Origin of the sequence: Nocardioides humi, from assembly GCF_006494775.1 — a bacterium.
GTDB lineage: Bacteria > Actinomycetota > Actinomycetes > Propionibacteriales > Nocardioidaceae > Nocardioides > Nocardioides humi.
In genome coordinates this window covers 4,496,015-4,512,751 of sequence record NZ_CP041146.1, presented here as the reverse complement: position 1 = coordinate 4,512,751, position 16,737 = coordinate 4,496,015, and the positions used below count along the sequence as shown (strand labels likewise).

The 16,737-nt window shown below is 72.3% G+C and carries 14 protein-coding genes and 2 pseudogenes; 9 read left to right on the top strand and 7 right to left on the bottom strand.

Features of this window, described 5'->3' with window-relative positions; translation table 11 throughout:
• Nucleotides 1-145 precede the first annotated feature (145 nt).
• From FIV44_RS21880 to FIV44_RS21870, 4 genes and pseudogenes are all read left to right on the top strand, one after another.
• Entirely contained in the window at nt 146-2,170 is a 2,025-nt protein-coding gene (locus FIV44_RS21880; protein WP_246086547.1) for an MMPL family transporter, read from the top strand.
• Nucleotides 2,167-2,307 carry a hypothetical protein gene (locus tag FIV44_RS32545; protein WP_246086546.1) on the top strand — a complete coding sequence of 47 codons (141 nt, stop codon included), beginning with the start codon at nt 2,167-2,169 and terminating at the stop codon, nt 2,305-2,307. Before FIV44_RS21880 ends, FIV44_RS32545 begins: the two co-directional genes overlap by 4 nt.
• 85 nt (nt 2,308-2,392) lie before the next feature.
• Nucleotides 2,393-3,709: a hypothetical protein gene (locus tag FIV44_RS21875; protein ID WP_141006283.1), complete on the top strand. Its 1,317-nt coding sequence runs from the start codon at nt 2,393-2,395 to the stop codon at nt 3,707-3,709.
• Between the two features lie 48 nt (nt 3,710-3,757).
• Nucleotides 3,758-6,348, top strand: a pseudogene (locus tag FIV44_RS21870) (bifunctional FO biosynthesis protein CofGH).
• A 21-nt stretch (nt 6,349-6,369) separates the two neighbouring features.
• Here FIV44_RS21870 and FIV44_RS21865 read toward each other — a convergent pair.
• From FIV44_RS21865 to FIV44_RS21855, 3 genes and pseudogenes are all read right to left on the bottom strand, one after another.
• Nucleotides 6,370-7,629, bottom strand: a complete 1,260-nt coding sequence (locus tag FIV44_RS21865) for a sugar ABC transporter permease (protein WP_141006282.1) — start codon at nt 7,627-7,629, stop codon at nt 6,370-6,372.
• 328 nt (nt 7,630-7,957) lie between these two features.
• Nucleotides 7,958-8,446 (bottom strand): annotated as a pseudogene (locus FIV44_RS33685) (ATP-binding cassette domain-containing protein); the annotation flags it as partial.
• The gene (locus FIV44_RS21855; protein WP_141006281.1) at nt 8,446-9,534 is read right to left on the bottom strand and encodes a substrate-binding domain-containing protein; all 1,089 of its coding nucleotides are present in this window, start codon (nt 9,532-9,534) and stop codon (nt 8,446-8,448) included. The pseudogene FIV44_RS33685 and the gene FIV44_RS21855, both read right to left, overlap by 1 nt.
• Nucleotides 9,535-9,688: 154 nt before the next feature.
• On the opposite strand from FIV44_RS21855, the gene FIV44_RS21850 reads away from it, so the two are divergent.
• From FIV44_RS21850 to FIV44_RS30770, 4 genes are all read left to right on the top strand, one after another.
• Nucleotides 9,689-10,096 carry a helix-turn-helix transcriptional regulator gene (locus FIV44_RS21850; RefSeq protein ID WP_141006280.1) on the top strand — a complete coding sequence of 136 codons (408 nt, stop codon included), beginning with the start codon at nt 9,689-9,691 and terminating at the stop codon, nt 10,094-10,096.
• Nucleotides 10,021-10,854 carry an ROK family protein gene (locus tag FIV44_RS21845; RefSeq protein WP_246086545.1) on the top strand — a complete coding sequence of 278 codons (834 nt, stop codon included), beginning with the start codon at nt 10,021-10,023 and terminating at the stop codon, nt 10,852-10,854. The genes FIV44_RS21850 and FIV44_RS21845 overlap by 76 nt, the downstream gene beginning before the upstream one ends.
• A 53-nt stretch (nt 10,855-10,907) precedes the next feature.
• On the top strand, nt 10,908-11,360 hold the full coding sequence (locus FIV44_RS21840; protein WP_141006278.1) for a DUF5709 domain-containing protein: 453 nt from the start codon (nt 10,908-10,910) through the stop codon (nt 11,358-11,360).
• 75 nt (nt 11,361-11,435) lie between these two features.
• Nucleotides 11,436-11,579, top strand: coding sequence for a GPGG-motif small membrane protein (locus FIV44_RS30770; RefSeq protein WP_181410756.1), 144 nt, complete (start codon nt 11,436-11,438; stop codon nt 11,577-11,579).
• Here the strand turns inward: FIV44_RS30770 and FIV44_RS21835 are convergent.
• Genes FIV44_RS21835 through nuoH form a run of 4 tightly spaced genes read right to left on the bottom strand, consistent with a single transcriptional unit; the run spans nt 11,572 to nt 15,970 of the window.
• A complete protein-coding gene (locus FIV44_RS21835; RefSeq protein ID WP_141006277.1) occupies nt 11,572-12,678 on the bottom strand; it encodes an FAD-dependent oxidoreductase in 1,107 nt (368 codons plus the stop codon). The two genes, FIV44_RS30770 and FIV44_RS21835, sit on opposite strands and share 8 nt — an antisense overlap.
• Nucleotides 12,675-13,568 (bottom strand): DUF1295 domain-containing protein, encoded by an 894-nt coding sequence (locus tag FIV44_RS21830; RefSeq protein WP_141006276.1) that lies wholly within the window; start codon nt 13,566-13,568, stop codon nt 12,675-12,677. The genes FIV44_RS21835 and FIV44_RS21830 overlap by 4 nt, the downstream gene beginning before the upstream one ends.
• A gap of 56 nt (nt 13,569-13,624) precedes the next feature.
• Nucleotides 13,625-14,614, bottom strand: a complete 990-nt coding sequence (locus FIV44_RS21825; RefSeq protein ID WP_141006275.1) for an NAD(P)-dependent alcohol dehydrogenase — start codon at nt 14,612-14,614, stop codon at nt 13,625-13,627.
• A 48-nt stretch (nt 14,615-14,662) separates the two neighbouring features.
• On the bottom strand, nt 14,663-15,970 hold the full coding sequence (gene nuoH, locus FIV44_RS21820) for an NADH-quinone oxidoreductase subunit NuoH (RefSeq protein ID WP_246086544.1): 1,308 nt from the start codon (nt 15,968-15,970) through the stop codon (nt 14,663-14,665).
• A gap of 103 nt (nt 15,971-16,073) precedes the next feature.
• On the opposite strand from nuoH, the gene FIV44_RS21815 reads away from it, so the two are divergent.
• Nucleotides 16,074-16,727, top strand: a complete 654-nt coding sequence (locus FIV44_RS21815) for a TetR/AcrR family transcriptional regulator (RefSeq protein ID WP_246086543.1) — start codon at nt 16,074-16,076, stop codon at nt 16,725-16,727.
• Nucleotides 16,728-16,737: the final 10 nt, after the last annotated feature.

Genomic DNA, 16,737 nt, shown 5'->3' with positions numbered 1-16,737 from the left:
GGGGTCGTCGTGTGTCTGGTGGACGGCGCAGACTTCCGGTGTCGGCGACGAGCTCCCGCCCCGCGATGAATCCGGGACGATCTCAGGGTCGGCCCCGGAGACATCCCTGATGCCCTTGTCGGAACCCAGTGGAAGGGTGAGCCCCATGCACCGTCAGATCGCCGGCAGGCTGACCGGCCCCGTGACCAAGTGGCTGGTGGCCGCGGGCGTCATCGTGGCCGCCCTCGCCCTGGCGCCGCTGAGCGCCAAGCTGATCGACGTCCAGAACAACGAGGCCTCCTCCTGGCTGCCCGGCTCCGCCGAGTCGACCAAGGTCCTCGAGGAGCTCTCCGAGTCGGTCGACCCCAACGACATCCCGACCCTCGTGGTCTACCACCGCTCCGGCGGGCTCACCGACGCCGACTTCGCCGCCATGGACCAGCAGGCGGCCGAGATCGCCGCGGAGGTCGACGGCGTCGCCGACTCCGACGGCGACGGCACGCCCGACGTGCTCTCGCCCCGGGTCGCCGAGCAGCTGCAGCTCCCCCAGCAGCTGGTCTCCGACGACGGGGAGGCCGCCTACCTCTACCTGGTGCTCAACTTCGGCGACGAGGGCTGGAACGCCGTCCCGGACGCCGCCGACGCGATCCGCGACATCGCCGAGCTCGACGGCGTGAGCGTGCACCTGGCCGGGTACGGCGGCCAGGCCGCCGACGCCGCCGAGGCGTTCGAGGGGCTCGACACCACGCTCATCCTGGCCGCGCTCGGCGTGGTGATCGTGATCCTGCTGTTCACCTACCGGAGCCCGGTGCTGTGGCTCCTCCCCGTGCTGTGCGCGGTCGTCGCGAACCTCATCGCCACCGGCATCGTCTACCTGCTGGCGAGGTACGCCGACCTGACCGTCAACGGTCAGAGCCAGGCCATCTTGAGCATCCTGGTCATCGGCGCCGGCACCGACTACGCACTGCTGCTGGTGGCCCGCTACCGGGAGGAGCTGCGTCGGCACGAGGACCGCCACGAGGCGATGGCCTTCGCGCTGCACCGCGCGGCGCCGGCCATCCTCGCCAGCTCGGCCACGGTCTGCGTCGGCATGCTCTGCCTGGTCGTCGCCGAGCTCAACTCCACCGCCGGGCTGGGCCCGGTGCTCGCCATCGGCATCGCCGTCACCTTCCTGGTGATGGTGACCCTGCTCCCCGCCCTGCTGGTGATCTGCGGCCGCTGGGTGTTCTGGCCGAAGCGGCCCGCGTTCGGCTCGCCGGAGCCCACCAGCTCCGGCCTGTGGGCACGGGTCGGCAACGCGATCAAGCCGCGCCCCCGGGCGGTGTGGGTGGTCACCACCGGCCTGCTGCTGGTGGCCTGCCTCGGGCTGTTCAAGCTGGACACCGGCGGCCTGTCGACCGAGGAGACCTACACGAAGGAGTTCGACTCCGTCAAAGGCCAGAGGATCCTCGAGGAGCACGGCCTGCAGGACGCCTCCAACACCATCCAGGTGGTGGCCGACACCGATCAGATCGATGCCGTGGTCGACGCCCTCGCCGGCATCGACGGGCTCGGCGCGGCCGACGACCCGGTGCCGATCGCCGACGGCCGGTCCTACTTCGAGGCCACGATCGGGGCCGACATCTCCTCGCAGCGGGCGGCCGACATCGTCGAGGCGAGCCGCACCGCCGTCCACGACGTCGACGGCGCCGACGCCCTGGTCGGCGGCGGGTCGGCGTTCTACCTGGACACCAAGATCGCGTCCAACCGCGACAACGTCGTGATCATCCCGCTGGTGCTGCTCGTGGTCTTCCTGATCCTGCTGGCGCTGCTGCGGGCCGTGCTCGCGCCGGTGCTGCTGATCGCGACCGTCGTCCTCTCGTTCGGCGCCGCGCTGGGCATCTCGGCGCTGCTGTTCGAGTACGTCTTCGGCTTCGCCGGCACCGATCCGAGCTTCCCGCTCTTCGCGTTCGTGTTCCTCGTCGCCCTGGGCATCGACTACAACATCTTCCTGATGACCCGGGTGCGGGAGGAGACGGCTACCCGGGGCACCCGGGCCGGGTCGCTGGTCGCGCTGTCCTCGACCGGCGGGGTGATCACCTCCGCCGGACTGGTGCTGGCCGCCACCTTCCTGGTGCTGGGCTCGCTGCCCCTGGTCTTCCTGGCCGAGATCGGCGTCGCCGTCGCGCTGGGGTCCTGCTCGACACCATGATCGTCCGGTCGGTCCTGGTCACCGCGCTGAACCTCGACCTCGGCAGCAGGATCTGGTGGCCGAGCAGGCTCGATCGCGGTGCGTCCGCCGTGCAGCCGCCGGCGGGCGAGCCGGACCGGCTGACCACGAGCGTCTGAGAGGTTCCGAGCGCCGGCGGAGCCGATTCCCTACGATGCTCCCACCGGGCCGAACGGGCGGTCCGCGCGACGGAGGGTCTTCCCCATGGGTGACGAGACGAGACCGGGCTGGCCGCCGGAGGAGCCGACCAACCCGCGCGCCGAGCGTCCGGTCGGGCCACCCACGTCGGTCCCGCCGGCCCAGGCGCCCACCGCGCTGCCGCCCCAGTGGACCCCGCCGCCCGGCGGACCGCCGCAGTGGGCGGCCGCGCCGCCTCCCCAGCCGCCGCAGGGCCCGCCGCAGGCGCCGCCGCCGTACGGGCCCTACCCCGGGTACGGCGGCTTCGGCCCGACGCCGCCCCGCCGGAGCCGCATCGGCCTGGTGATCGCGGGAGTGCTCGCGCTCGTCCTGGTGATCGGGCTCGGGGTCACCGGCTGGCTCTACGCCACCGGCCGGTTCGGGATCGGCCCGCTCAGCGCGGCCGACAAGGACGCGGCCCGGGCGATCGTCGACGGCGTCGAGAGGCCGGCGTGGGCCGGCAAGGCCGACGTCGAGTGCGCGGTCGACGAGCTGGTGCACGAGCACCGCTCCGGCGGGCTGGAGGAGCGGGGGCTCGTCGAGCGCAGCGGCGACGACTGGACCTACTCGGGCGAATGGCGCTCCGACGACGCCACGGCCTACTACACGAGCCTGCTCGACTGCACCGGCGACTGGGCCGAGCAGGTCGGCGCCGAGTGGGACCTCGACGACACCGGCTGCCTCGACGACATCGGCGTCTCCACCATGAGCGCCTGGTTCGCCCAGGACACGCTCACCCTCGGCGACGGCGAGGAGGCGGCCGAGGAGGACCGGAAGCGGGCCGTCGAGGCCCTCGACGACTGCTACCTGCAGGCCCCGCCCGCTCCGCAGGCGACGGCACGGCCGGCGTACCGCGCGGTGAAGTTCGCCTTCGCGGCCCCCGATGGCGGCGACGTGGTCATCAGCACCGGCGGGCCGGGGAACTGGACGCCGCTCAGCGGGACGTCGACCAAGGTCGAGACCGAGGAGGGCGGCGCCGAGGCCTGCGTGCAGGCGCAGGCCGTGACGACGTACCCGTGGGGCTCGACGGCGGAGTCCGAGCAGCAGTTCTGCGGCAAGGCCAAGCCCAAGCGGATCTGGTGGAAGCGCCAGTCCAGCTGCACCGTCGAGCCGGGCTGCTACGCCTTCCGGCTGCACTACGCCGGGTTCCGCGACTTCGCCTCGGTGACCGCGACCTTCACCAGCAACGGCGGCAACTGCCTGTCCGTCAGCGGCAGCTGCACCAACACCGTCGCGGCTGTGCCGGGCGGGCGCGGCAGCGTGGTGACCTGGAGCTTCCCCGGCTCCTACCGCGGCAACTTCGTCGCGCGGGTCGGGAACCTGTCCGCGAAGATCCCGAACTGAGACCTGCACCACGGAGCCAGCGGGCCCGCCCGGTAGCCTGAGTGCGTCATGACGGATGGTCCCACGCCTCAGCAGGTTCGCCGGGCGCTTGCGCGCGCCGAGCGGGGTGCGGTGTTGGACGTGGCCGAGGCGACGGCGTTGCTGGCCGCGTCGGGTGAGTCGTTGGACCGGTTGTGTGCGGCCGCGGCGCGGGTGCGTGACGCGGGCCTGGTCGCGGCCGGGCGGGTGGTGGATGGCCGGGGTGTGGTGACCTATTCGCCGAAGGTGTTCATCCCCATCACCCGGTTGTGTCGGGACCGGTGTCATTACTGCACGTTCGTGGAAACCCCTACCCAGGCCGCACGCGAGGGGCGGGCGCCGTACCTGTCGCCGGACGAGATCCTCGACATCGCCCGCCAGGGCGCCGAGCTGGGCTGTCTGGAGGCCTTGTTCACGTTGGGCGACCGGCCCGAGGACCGCTGGCCGCAGGCGCGGGCGTGGCTGGACGAGCAGGGCTACGACTCCACCCTGGCCTATGTCCGCGCGATGGCGATCCGGGTGCTGGAGGAGACCGGGCTGCTGCCCCACCTCAACCCCGGGGTGATGTCGTGGGAGGAGCTGAACCGGCTCAAACCGGTCTCGGCCTCGATGGGGATGATGCTGGAGACCACCTCCACCCGGCTCTGGGAGACGAAGGGCCTGGCGCACTACGGGTCCCCGGACAAGGACCCCGCGGTGCGGCTGCGGACCCTGGAGGACGCCGGCCGGCACTCCATCCCGTTCACCACCGGGCTGCTGGTCGGGATCGGCGAGAGCCTCACCGAGCGCGCGGAGACCATCTTCGCGCTCCGGAAGGTCTCGCGGGCCTACGGGTCGGTCCAAGAGGTGATCGTGCAGAACTTCCGCGCCAAGCCCGACACCGCCATGCGCCACGTCGACGACCTGGACCTCGCGCAGTATCGGGCCGCGATCGCGGTCACCCGCCTCGTCCTCGGCCCCAAGGCCCGGATCCAGGCACCCCCAACCTCGTGGACCACTCCGAGGGCGCAGCCGAATGCCGGGCCCTGCTCGACGCCGGCGTCGACGACTGGGGCGGCGTCTCCCCGCTGACCCCGGACCACGTCAACCCCGAACGCCCCTGGCCCTCACTCGACCGGCTCCGCTCCATCAGCGAACAATGCGGGTTCGAGCTGCGCGCCCGGCTGACCGTGCACCCCGAGTACGTCCTCGGATCGCTCCAACGCGGCGAGGCCTGGATCGACCCCCGCCTGCACGCCCACGTCCGTGCACTGGCCGGGCTGGACGGACCGATGGCCGGGCTCGCCATCCCCGAGGTCCGGCCCACCGGGCTGCCCTGGCAGGAACCGGACGGCGGCTTCGAGTCCGGTCACAGCTGGGGTCGGACCGACCTGCACACCGCGGTCGACGACGAGGGACCAGGCGGGGGACGCACCGAGGACCGCCGCAGCGACTTCGGCTCCGTGTACGGCGACTGGGCGGCCGTCGGCGAGGCGGCTGCCGTCACGGGCGCTCCGGCGGTGCTGCACGCCGAGGGCCGCGACGCGCTCCGGGCGGCCGAGCACGACCCCGGGAACCTCTCCGACGAGCACGCGCTGAGGTTGATGACCGCCGACGGCGACCTACTCCGCCAAGTGGTCCGCCTGGCCGACGACCTGCGCCGCGAGACCGTCGGCGACCAGGTCACCTACGTCGTCAACCGCAACATCAACTTCACCAACGTCTGCTACGTCGGCTGCCGCTTCTGCGCGTTCGCGCAACGCAAGACCGATGCGGATGCCTACACCCTGTCCTACACCGAGGTCGCCGACCGCGCCCACGAGGCCTGGGAGCTGGGCGCCACCGAGGTCTGCATGCAAGGCGGCATCGACCCCGAACTCCCCGCGACCGCGTACTTCGACATCACCGCCGCCGTCAAACAACGCGTCCCCGACATCCACGTCCACGCCTTCTCCCCCATGGAGATCGTCAACGGCACCGCCCGCACCGGCCTGTCGATCGAGGACTTCCTCATCAAAGCCCGCGAAGCCGGGCTCGGATCCCTGCCCGGCACCGCCGCGGAGATCCTCGACGACGAAGTCCGCTGGGTCCTCACCAAAGGCAAGCTCCCCGCCCGCACCTGGATCGAGATCATCACCACCGCCCACCGCCTCGGCATCCCCACCACGTCCACGATGATGTACGGCCACGTCGACAACCCCCGCCACTGGGTCGCACACCTGGGCGTCCTCAAACACGTCCAGGACACCGCACGCGAGAACGGCTCCGGCGGGTTCACCGAGTTCGTGCCGCTGCCGTTCGTGCACACCTCCGCACCCATCTACCTCGCCGGCGTCGCCCGCCCCGGCCCCACCCACCGCGACAACCTCGCCGTCCACGCCCTCGCCCGGATCCTGCTCCACGGCCGCATCGACAACATCCAGACCAGCTGGGTCAAACTCGGCGTCGACGGCACCCGCGCCATGCTGCAGGCCGGCGCCAACGACCTCGGCGGCACCCTCATGGAGGAGACCATCTCCCGCATGGCCGGCTCCGAACACGGCTCCGCCAAGACCGTCGCCGAGCTCACCGACATCGGCAACGCCATCAACCGACCCGTCCGCGAGCGCACCACCCTCTACGGCGAGCCGCCCGTCCGGTAGCCCGGCTAGCCTCTGCCCGAGCTAGCCTCTGCCCGAGCTCGACCGTGCCCGCCGGGCGACCGAGTCGATGGCGACCGCGAGCAGCAGGACGGCGCCGGTCACGATCAGCCGGACATCGGAGTCGACGTTCATCAGGTTCAGGCCGGTGCGGATCGCCTGGAGCACGAGGATGCCCAGCAGTGCGGAGTACGCCGACCCCCGGCCGCCGAACAGGCTGGTGCCGCCGATGACGGCCGCCGCGATGGCGGTGAGGTTGGTGTCCGTCGTGCCACTGGACTGCGAGACGGTGGTGAGCTGACCGGCGACCAGCACGCCGCCGAGCGCCGCGAAGGTCGAGCAGAGCACGAACACCGAGCCGTAGATCAGTCCCACCCGGATGCCGGCCCGGCGGGCGGCCTCCTCGTTGCCGCCGACGGCGTAGACGTACCGTCCCCAGCGGGTACGGCGCAGCAGCAGGTCCATCAGCACCACCAGGCCCGCGAAGAGCACCGGGAGGTAGCCCCAGCCGCGGTCGATGCCGAGGTAGTAGGTCAGCCAGCCCAGGCCGACGGCCAGCGCACCGCCCTTGATGGCGATGCCGAGCACGTTGGGCGGCGTCAGGCCGGCGGCGCGGCGCTGGCGCACCGTCCACAGCCGGGAGCCGACGTACACGAGCACGACGACGGCGACCAGCGCGTAGCCCTGCCCGTCGGTGAGGAACTTCTGCCGGGTGAAGACCGGCAGGCCGGAGCCGCGGGGCAGGTTGATCGTGCCCTGGTCGCCGAGCACCCAGTAGAGGGCGCCCTCGAAGGCGAGCAGCCCGGCCAGGGTGAACACGAAGCTCGGGACCCCGATCCAGACGTAGAGGACGGCGTACCCGCCGCCGATGGCGGCGCCGAGGGCGATCGCGACGAGGATCGACAGCGCCAGGGACTGGCCGTGGCTGACGAACATCACGGCCGTCGTGGCCGAGGTGAAGCCGGAGACGGTGCCGACACTGAGGTCGATCTCGCCGAGCAGCAGCACGAGCACGATGCCGAGCGCGATGATGCCGAGCGGGGCGGCGTACAGCGTCATCGTGACCAGGCTGCGCGAGGACAGGAAGGTCGGCTCGCGGCTGTAGAAGAACGCGCAGATGGCGATCAGGCCGAAGATGACCGGCAGCATGCCGAGGTCGCCGCCGCGCAGGCGGCCGCCGAGCTGGCGCAGGTAGTCGGCGGGCGAGACGACCCGGACCAGACGCTCGTCGGCGGCGTCGACCGCGGCGATGGGCTGCTGGGGCTGCTGGGTCTCCTGGGTCACTGCTCCCCTCCGGGTGTCCGGCGCGCCGGGCGGCACGCTGGGCGACGACGTTGTCGGACGCGCCGGTGATGGCGGCGACCAGCTGGTCGGTGCTCGCCTCCTCGGTGCGGAACTCCGCGGCGTTGCGCCCGAGACGGAGGACGACGATCCGGTCGGACACGGCCTGCACGTCGGCCATGTTGTGGCTGACCATGATCACGGCCAGGCCCTGCTCGCGCAGCCGCTCGACGAGGTTGAGCACCTCCGCGGTCTGGGCGACGCCGAGCGCGGCGGTGGGCTCGTCGAGCATGACCACCTTCGGGTCGCCCACCAGCGAGCGGGCGATGGCGACGGTCTGCCGCTGGCCGCCGGAGAGGCCGGCGACGGGGATCCGGACGGACGGGATCTTCGCCGACAGGCTGCGCAGCAGCCGCCAGGCCTCCCGCTCCATGGAGACCTCGTTCATCACCGGGCCGAGGTGGTGCTCCTTGCCGAGGAACAGGTTGGCGACGACGTCGAGGTTGTCGCACAGGGCCAGGTCCTGGAAGACGGTGGCGATGCCGAGGTGCTGGGCGCCGGCGGGACCGGCGACGGTCACCGGCACGCCGTCGAACTCGATCAGGCCGGCGTCCGGCTGGTAGACGCCGGCGATGGTCTTGACCAGCGTCGACTTCCCCGCGCCGTTGTCGCCCACCAGCGCCACCACCTCGCCCGCACGGACGGTGAGGTCGACGTCGGTGAGCGCCTGGACGGCGCCGAACCGCTTGTTGATCCCGGTCAGGGACAGGACGACCTCGCCCGTGCCCCTGACCGGGACCTCGTTCTCGATGACCGACATCAGGAGACGCCGGCCTCCGTGCACGCCTGCGCGTACTCGCCGGTGCAGATCTCGGAGGCGTCGTAGAAGCCGTCCGCGATCACCGTGTCCGCGACCTTGTCCTTGGTGACGACGATCGGGTCGAAGATGTACGACGGCACGCCCTCGAAGTCGGACTTGTCGACGCCGGTGTCGGTGGTGTCGGGACCGTCCTCGCCCTGCGCGAGCAGGACGGCGAGCTCGGCGGCGGTCTCCGCCTCGATCTTGATCGGCTTGTAGATCGTCATCGTCTGCTCGCCGGCGAGGATCCGCTGGATGGCGGCGACCTCGGCGTCCTGGCCGGTGATCGGCGGCAGCTGGTCGGCGGAGATGTGGTCGGTCAGTGCGGCGACCACGCCGCCGGCCTGGCCGTCGTTGGCGGCGTACACGCCCCCGATCGACGCGGGGTCGTACTTGTTGAGCTGGTCGGAGGTCCACTGCTGGGCGTTCTCCGGGCTCCAGTCGGGGTTGTCGTACTCCTCGAGGATCTTCACGCCGCTGCTGTCGAGGACGCTGTGGGCGCCGGCCTTGAACTGGGCCGCGTTGGGGTCGCTCGGGGCGCCGTTGAGCATCAGGATGTCGCCCTTGTCGCCCATCGCCTCGACGAGCGCCTCGGCCTGCATCTTGCCGACGGTCTCGTTGTCGAAGGACATGTAGTAGTCGGCGTTCTCGATGAAGCGGTCGTAGGCGATGACCGGGACGTCCTGACCCTGCGCCTCGTCGACCATGCCGGTGGCGCCCTCGCCGTTGACCGGGTCGAGCACGACGACGTCGGCGCCCTGGTCGAGCGCGGTCGTCATCTGCTGGGCCTGCTTGGCCTCGTCCTGGTCGGCGTTGTAGTAGAGGACCTTGCAGTCGCCGCAGAGGTCCTTGACCTTCGCCTCGAAGATCGGGCGGTCGTGCGCCTCGTAGCGGGTGGTCTTCGACTCCGGCAGGAGCAGCGCGATGGTGCCCCCGTCGCCACCGTCGCCGCCCTTCTCGGCGTCATTGGCGCCGCACGCGCTGAGCGCGGCGGCGCCGAGGAACAGGGCCGCACCGGCGGCGGCGACTCGACGTGCTGATGTGGACATGGCTCTCCTCGGTCGGGCGTTGAGCGGTGGTTCGAGTGTTGTGGGTCACACCGTAGACGTCAAGACTTGAACACAAAGTTGCCGATTTCGTTATTCGATCGCGCTTTATGAACACTTCTTGACCATTAGCGTCCGCGGCGGGCACAGTGTCGCCATGACGTCGGAGCGCAGCGAGCTGGCCCCCGGGTCGACCGCCTCCCTGCGCGCGGCCAACCAGCGGCGGGTGCTCGACGCGCTGCGCGCCAGCACCGACGGCGATGCGGCGACGGTCTTCACCCAGGCCGAGCTCGCCCGGGTGACCGGGCTGGCCCGGGCCACCGTCTCCAACATCGTGCGCGACCTCGGGCAGGCCGGGCTGGTGGAGACCGAGGCGGGCAGCGGGCGCCGCGGCTCCGCCGTACGCCTGTCCCCGGGGCGGGCGTCGTCGCCGGCGTCGACTTCGGCCACAGCCACCTCGCCGTCGCGATCGGCGACCTCACCGGCCGGGTGCTCGCGGAGGAGCGCCGCGCCATCCCGCCCGAGCTCGCCCACGAGGAGGCGCTCGCCCTCGCCGTCGCCATGACCACCCGGCTCCGGCCCGCCGGCTCCACCCTGCGCCATGTCGGCCTCGGCCTGCCCGCGCCCGTCACCGACGGCGTCGTCCAGAGCGCGGCGATCTTCCCCGGCTGGCGCAGCGTCGACGCCCGCAGCGTCGGCGCCGAGGCGTTCGGCTCCCCCGTCGACGTCGAGAACGACGCCAACCTCGGCGCGCTCGCCGAGCACCGCATCGGCGTCGGCCGCGGCGCCGACAGCTCGGTGTTCGTGAAGATCTCCTCCGGTGTCGGCGCCGGCATCATCCTGCGCAACGAGCTGTTCCAGGGCACCGCCGGGAGCGCCGGCGAGATCGGCCACCTGACCTTCGACGAGCAGGGCCCGCTGTGCCGGTGCGGCAGCCGCGGCTGCCTGGAGACCTACACCTCGGTCCAGGCGGTGCAGGGCCTCCTCGCCAGCCAGCTCCCCGGCGCCAGCCTCGACGAGATCATCGCGACCGCCGAGACCGGCGACGTCTCCGCCCGCCGCGCGCTCGAGGACGCCGGCCTCCATCTCGGCTGGGGGCTGGCCGCCGTCGTCAACCTGATGAACCCCTCCGTCGTCGTCATCGGCGGCGACATGGCCCGGGCCGGCGAGCTGCTGCTCGAGTCGGTCCGGATCGGGCTGCGCCGCCACGCCCTCGACACGCTCGCCCTCACCCCGGTCGTGTCGAGCCGGCTGGGCGAGCGCGCCTCCCTGCTCGGGGCCGTCCTCCTCGCCGCGGAGCGCACCGAGCTGCTGGTGGACTGAGCTGCTGGTGGACTGAGCCGTTGGCGCCGCGGCCGGCGGGGTACCGCAGGCGCATGAGCACCAACGACCCGGAACAGTACGAGGGCTACAGCGTCGACGACGAGACCCAGCTCCAGCCCGAGGACACCCTGTCCGACGGCGACGTGGCGGACGAGCTGGACCGCGGGTACTCGCCGCCGGAGAAGTACTCCGCCGCCCAGCGCTACGGCAACACCCCTTGGGAGCAGGCGCACGACCGGCCGCTCGACGACCGCCTCGCCGAGGAGGAGCCGGAGTCGGACCCCGTCGGCGACGGGGACGACGAGGACGACGGCGTCGCCCACGAGGCCGACGAGCCGGGCACCGAGGTCGGCGACCGGCGCGCGGGCCGGCTGGTCGACCCGGACGAGGGCTTCGGGGACGACCTCGAGAAGGACCTGGTCGCCGAGGACGTCGGCATCGACGGCGCGGCGGCGAGCGCGGAGGAGGCCGCGATGCACGTCGTACCGGACGACGAGGTCGAGTGAGACGAGGTCTGTCCCACCGGCCGCGGGGTACCAGAGGTCCGGGCCCGCCGGGCCCGTCATGACAGGAGGGAAACCGTGGCACTCATCTTGTGGATCCTGGCCGTGATCCTGGTCGTCTCCGGCATCTTCAGCCTCTTCCGGGGCGAGCTGCTCTGGGGGATCGTGCTGATCGTCGTCGGCCTGCTGGTGGGCCCCGGCGGGGTCAGCATCTTCACCTGATCCCGGGCCGGACGCCGCCGTAGATGCCGCGTCGGACGATCCACGGCTGCAGCACGCGGTCGAGCGTCCACGCGGGGAAGCGGAACGGACGGCCTGCGGGGCTGAAAACCCGCAGGCCGTCCCGCTCGGGACCGAGGACCGAGCCCCACCGCCGTCGCGGGGCGGCGAACTCCCGCAGCGGCCGATCGACGAGGTGGGCCATGATGTTGCGGGCCAGCAGCCGGTCCGCCCGGTTGCGTGCCGACGAGCGCAGGACGTCGGTCGCGGCGACGTCGCCGATCGCGAAGACACCCGGCGCGCCCGGCACCCGCAGTGTCGGCTCGACCCGGACGAAGCCGTGCTCGTCGAGCAGGCCGGCCGGCAGCCACCCGGTGTTGGGCCGCACCCGGCCGATCGCCCACACCACGGCGTCCGCCGCGGTCGCCGGACCGCCGGTCGTCCACGCGACGGGGCCGGCGGTGATCTCGTCGGCCGCGAAGTCGTCCGGTACGTCGGCGCGGCGCTCCGGCAGCAGCACGACCCCCGCGTCCGCCAGGCGCCGGCGGGCGACGTCCCAGACCCGCGGATGGTGCTGCGGCAGCGCGCGTCTCCCGGGGAAGGCCAGGGTGACCCGCTTCTCCGGCCAGCGGCAGGCGACCTGGAGCGCCGTGGTCACCGCCGCCGCCCCGCCGCCGACGACGAGCACGGAGGCCGAGCCCGCGAGCCGGTCATGGGCGGAGCCGAGCGCGGCGGTGACGTCGGCGTCGGTCTGGAAGCCGGGACGCCGCCAGAAGCCGTTGCTCACGCCCGTGGCGACCACCAGGACGTCGTACCGGATCTCCCGGTCGCGCACCGCGACGGTGCGGGCCGCGGGATCGAGGCCGGTGAGCTCGCCGTGCACGATCTCGGCGCGGTCGAGCCGGCGGAACCGGTCGAAGCCGATCCGGTAGTCGCGCGCCCAGTCGGCGGGGCGGGCCAGCCGCAGGCCGAGCTCCTGCCCGCTCACCAGGCCGGGCTTGCTGGACACGCCCACGACGTCGACGTCCGCGCGGGCCAGGTGGATCGCGGTCAGCAGGCCGCTGTCGCCCAGCCCGGCGACGACGACGCGCGGCCGGGTCACGCGGACCGTGCCTCTCGCCTCTTCCGGGGCGGGCGCGGCACGAGCACCGGCACCCGGTCCACCACCTCCTGGTACGACGGCCGCCGCTCCAGGCTGCGCTGCTCCATCATCGGGATGCTGGCGCCCAGGAACATCGCCACCATCGCGACGCCGCCGACCGGCAGCCACCACCAGTCCCCGGGCGACGCGGCGATGCCGAACAGCGCCAGGCTCCACCAGAAGCTGATCTCGCCGAAGTAGTTCGGGTGCCGCGACCAGCCCCACAGGCCGCGGTCCATCACCTGCCCGGGCGCCCGCTCCCGCACGAACCGGTGCATCTGCGCGTCGGCGACCAGCTCGAGGAGGACCGCGCCGACCCCGACGACGAGCGCGATCCCGTCGAGCCAGCCGAGCCCCGGGCCGGGCCGGGTGAGGACGACGTACGCCGGGACCATCCCGAGGAAGACCTGGAGCGTCGGCACCAGGTGGATCCCGACGAGGTCGGCGAGAAGCTCGAACCGCCCGGCCCGCTCGCGGACCATCGGGTAGCGCCAGTCCTCGTGGTGCAGCCCGGGGAAGGTGCGCACCCAGTTGGCCGTCAGCCGCACCGCCCACAGCGCGATCACGCCGAGCACCAGCCAGGCGCGGGCGTCGTCGAGCGCGACGTCCGCCGCGAGCCACCAGTAGAGGGCGAGGTACGGCGGCAGCACGCTCCAGTACGCGTCGTAGAAGCTGGAGTTGCGGTGGATCCGGCTGGCCGCGAACACCACGCCGGTGGCGAGGAGGTCCGCGACGAGGCCGTCCAGCCACAGCCAGCGGGTGTCCGGCCCCCACAGCAGCCAGGCCGTGGCGACCCCGAACGCGACGACATAGGCGATGCCGACCCGGGCCAGCGAGGCAGCCTTGCTCACGGGGCGACGATACAGGAACGTGTTCTACTTCTCCGGCGGACGCAGGAAGGCCGGGGTCAGGATCCGACCGTGACGACGATCTTGCCGCGCGCGTGGTCCACCTCGAGGTGACGCATCGCCGCTGTCGCGTCGGCGAGCGGGTAGGTCCGCTCGATCACCGCGCGCAGCTCCCGGCGCTCGGCCATCGCGGCGAGCTCGGTGAGCCGCTCCGCGTCCGGCTCGGCGCGCGGGATCCGCACCCGCAGGCCGAGCAGCCGCCCGAAGAGTCCGCCCTTGGCCATCAGCCCGATCGGGCCGAGGTACCTGCCCTCGCCCGGGTTGCCGCCGCCGGACAGCACCAGGGTCCCGCCCGGCGCGACGACGCGGCGCAGGTCGCGCAGCGTCCGGTTGCCGACCAGGTCGAGGACGGCGTCGTACGACGCGCCGGCGCGGGCGACGTCGTCGCGGGTGTAGTCGACGACCTCCGCGGCGCCGAGCGAGGTGACGAGGTCGAGGTTGCGGGTGCTGCACACGCCGGTGACGGCGGCGCCGCGCGCGACGGCGAGCTGGACGGCGAAGGTGCCCACGCCGCCCGAGGCGCCCACGACCAGGACCCGGCTCCCGGCGCGGACCTCGCCCGCGGTCAGCCAGAGGTCGGCGGTGATCGCGGCCAGCGGCAGGGCGGCGGCCTGCTCGACGGACAGGCCCGCGGGCCTGCGGACCAGACAGGCCGCGGGCACGACGGCGTACTCCGCCAGCGTCGCCTCGTCCTCCCCCAGCACCTCGTCGCCGACCTGCCAGCCGGTGACCTCCGCCCCGACCGCCTCGACGGTGCCGGCGAGGTCGCGGCCCCGGATCCGCTCGCGCGGCCCCCTGCGGCCGAAGACGCCGCGGTCCATCAGCCGCGCGATCCGGGGCTCGCCCCGCATGATGTGCCAGTCGGCCGCGTTGACCGAGGCGGCCGCGATCCGCACGAGCACCTGGTCCGCCGCCGGCTCCGGACGGTCGACGTCCTCGAGCCGGAGCACGTCGGACGTGCCGTAGACATCCTGCACCAGCGCGAGCATGTGCGCTCCTCGGTGGGAGGGCCGGCGGTCCCGGCCGTTGCTCGGACGCTAGCCAGCCGCGGGCGGCTCGGTATATCGGGATCGTCCCTGACCCGACCCCGAGCCGGGCGCGGCGGGGAGCGGGCGGGCGGCGCCGCGGACCGCGCCCCCGGCCGGCATCGGCGGGACCGGGAAGCCCCCGGCACGCGGCGTGGCGATGTCGAGGTCGGCCTCGTCGTCCTCGGCCTCGGGCACGAGGAAGGTCAGCAGCAGCACGACCAGGACGACACCGACCACGATCATCCAGAACTGCGGATTGCTGCCGAACCCCTCATCGAACACCCCCTCGTTGCGCGCGGCCCGCATCGTCGCGACCGCGACGATCCACACCAACGAGATCGGGATCAACCGCTTCCACCCGAACGCCATGAACTGGTCATAGCGCAGCCGCGGCAACGACCCACGCAGCCAGATGAACACGAAGATGAAGAAGAACACCTTCCCGAAGAACCACAGCACCGGCCAATAGCCGGAGTTGGCGCCCGCCCACACCTCGTCGATCCACAACGGCGCATGCCAGCCGCCCAGGAACAGGGTCGTCGCGAGCGCCGAGACCGTGGCCATGTTGATGTACTCGGCGAGGAAGAACATCATGAACTTGGCCGACGAGTACTCCGTGTGGAAGCCGCCCACCAGCTCACCCTCGGCCTCGGGAAGGTCGAACGGCGCCCGGTTGGTCTCCCCCACCATGGCGATCGCATAGATCACGAACGACGGCAACAGGATCAACCCGAACCACAGATCGTCCTGCGCCGCCACGATCTCACTGGTCGACATCGACCCGGCGTACATGAACACCGCGACCAGGGCCAGGCCCATCGCGACCTCGTAGGAGATCATCTGCGCGCTCGAGCGCAGCCCGCCCAGCAGGGAGTACGTCGACCCGCTGGACCAGCCGCCCAACACGATGCCGTAGATCCCGATCGAGGCGATCGCCATCACGAACAGCACCGCCACCGGCATGTCCGTCAGCTGCAGCGGCGTCTGGTGGCCGAAGAAGCTCACCTCCGGCCCGAACGGGATCACCGAGAACGTCACGAACGCCGGCACCGCCGCGATCACCGGAGCGAGCATGAAGACGACCCGATCGGCGGCCTTCGGGGTCAGGTCCTCCTTCAGCAGCAGCTTGGCGCCGTCGGCCAGCGACTGCAGCAGCCCGAACGGGCCGTTGACGTTGGGCCCGATCCGGTGCTGCATCCGGGCCACCACCCGGCGCTCGGCCCAGATGTTGAACAGCGTCAGCAGCAGGAGCAGGACGAAGATCAACAGCGCCTTGAGGCCGACGATCCACCACGGGTCGTGTCCGAACGCGTCCACAGCGCGCTCCTCTCGTACATCGTTCGAGTTTCTCGAACAGTGTACGAGTCCGGTGCTGCGGCGCGACCGCGGCACGAACTGTCGCCGCTCTAGGATGGGGCCGGTGACCTCCGACGGACCGCGGCAGCCGCGACTGAGCCGCGCGAGCGTGCTGGCGGCCGCGATCGGGATGCTCGACGAGCACGGGCTCGACAGCTTCACCATGCGCGGCCTGGCCCGGGAGCTCGGCGTACCGGTGACGAACCTCTACTGGCACGTCGGCGGCCGCGAGCAGCTGGTGCAGGCCTGCCGCGACGCGGTCAGCGCGGAGGTCGAGGTCGCGGATCCGGTCGACGACTGGCGCGAGGTCATCCGCGGCTACCTGCACAGCCTGCGGGCGATGGTGCTCGCCCATCCCTGGGTCGTCAGCGTGGGCGGATCGCCCGCCCTGATGGGCGCCCACGCACTCGAGGTCAGCCGGCGCGCCTTCGCGGCGATGGAGGCGGCCGGGCTGCGCGGCGACGCCCTCTCCCACGCCAGCTCGCTGCTCACGTCGTTCGCCGTCGGGTCGGCCGTGCTCGAGGCGTCGACCGCCGAGGACGCCCACCGCGACGTCGACCGGCTGGTGGACCCGGAGGTGCCCGTCGATCCGGACTCCGCGTTCGGGAGGTGGCTCGCCTCCTCGGCCGGCCAGGACGTCGCGGCCCTCCAGCGCCGGGACTTCGAGGTCGGCGTCGGCTGGGTGCTCGACACGCTCGCTGCGGCCGCCCGGCGGTAGCTCAGCCCGC

What these genes read in the sequence shown, in the direction of transcription:
- FIV44_RS21880 (WP_246086547.1), top strand. Translation starts at nt 146, where the DNA reads ATGCACCGTCAGATCGCCGGCAGGCTGACCGGCCCCGTGACCAAGTGG.
- FIV44_RS32545 (WP_246086546.1), top strand. Translation starts at nt 2,167, where the DNA reads ATGATCGTCCGGTCGGTCCTGGTCACCGCGCTGAACCTCGACCTCGGC.
- FIV44_RS21875 (WP_141006283.1), top strand. Translation starts at nt 2,393, where the DNA reads ATGGGTGACGAGACGAGACCGGGCTGGCCGCCGGAGGAGCCGACCAAC.
- FIV44_RS21855 (WP_141006281.1), bottom strand. Translation starts at nt 9,534, where the DNA reads ATGTCCACATCAGCACGTCGAGTCGCCGCCGCCGGTGCGGCCCTGTTC.
- FIV44_RS21850 (WP_141006280.1), top strand. Translation starts at nt 9,689, where the DNA reads ATGACGTCGGAGCGCAGCGAGCTGGCCCCCGGGTCGACCGCCTCCCTG.
- FIV44_RS21840 (WP_141006278.1), top strand. Translation starts at nt 10,908, where the DNA reads ATGAGCACCAACGACCCGGAACAGTACGAGGGCTACAGCGTCGACGAC.
- FIV44_RS21825 (WP_141006275.1), bottom strand. Translation starts at nt 14,614, where the DNA reads ATGCTCGCGCTGGTGCAGGATGTCTACGGCACGTCCGACGTGCTCCGG.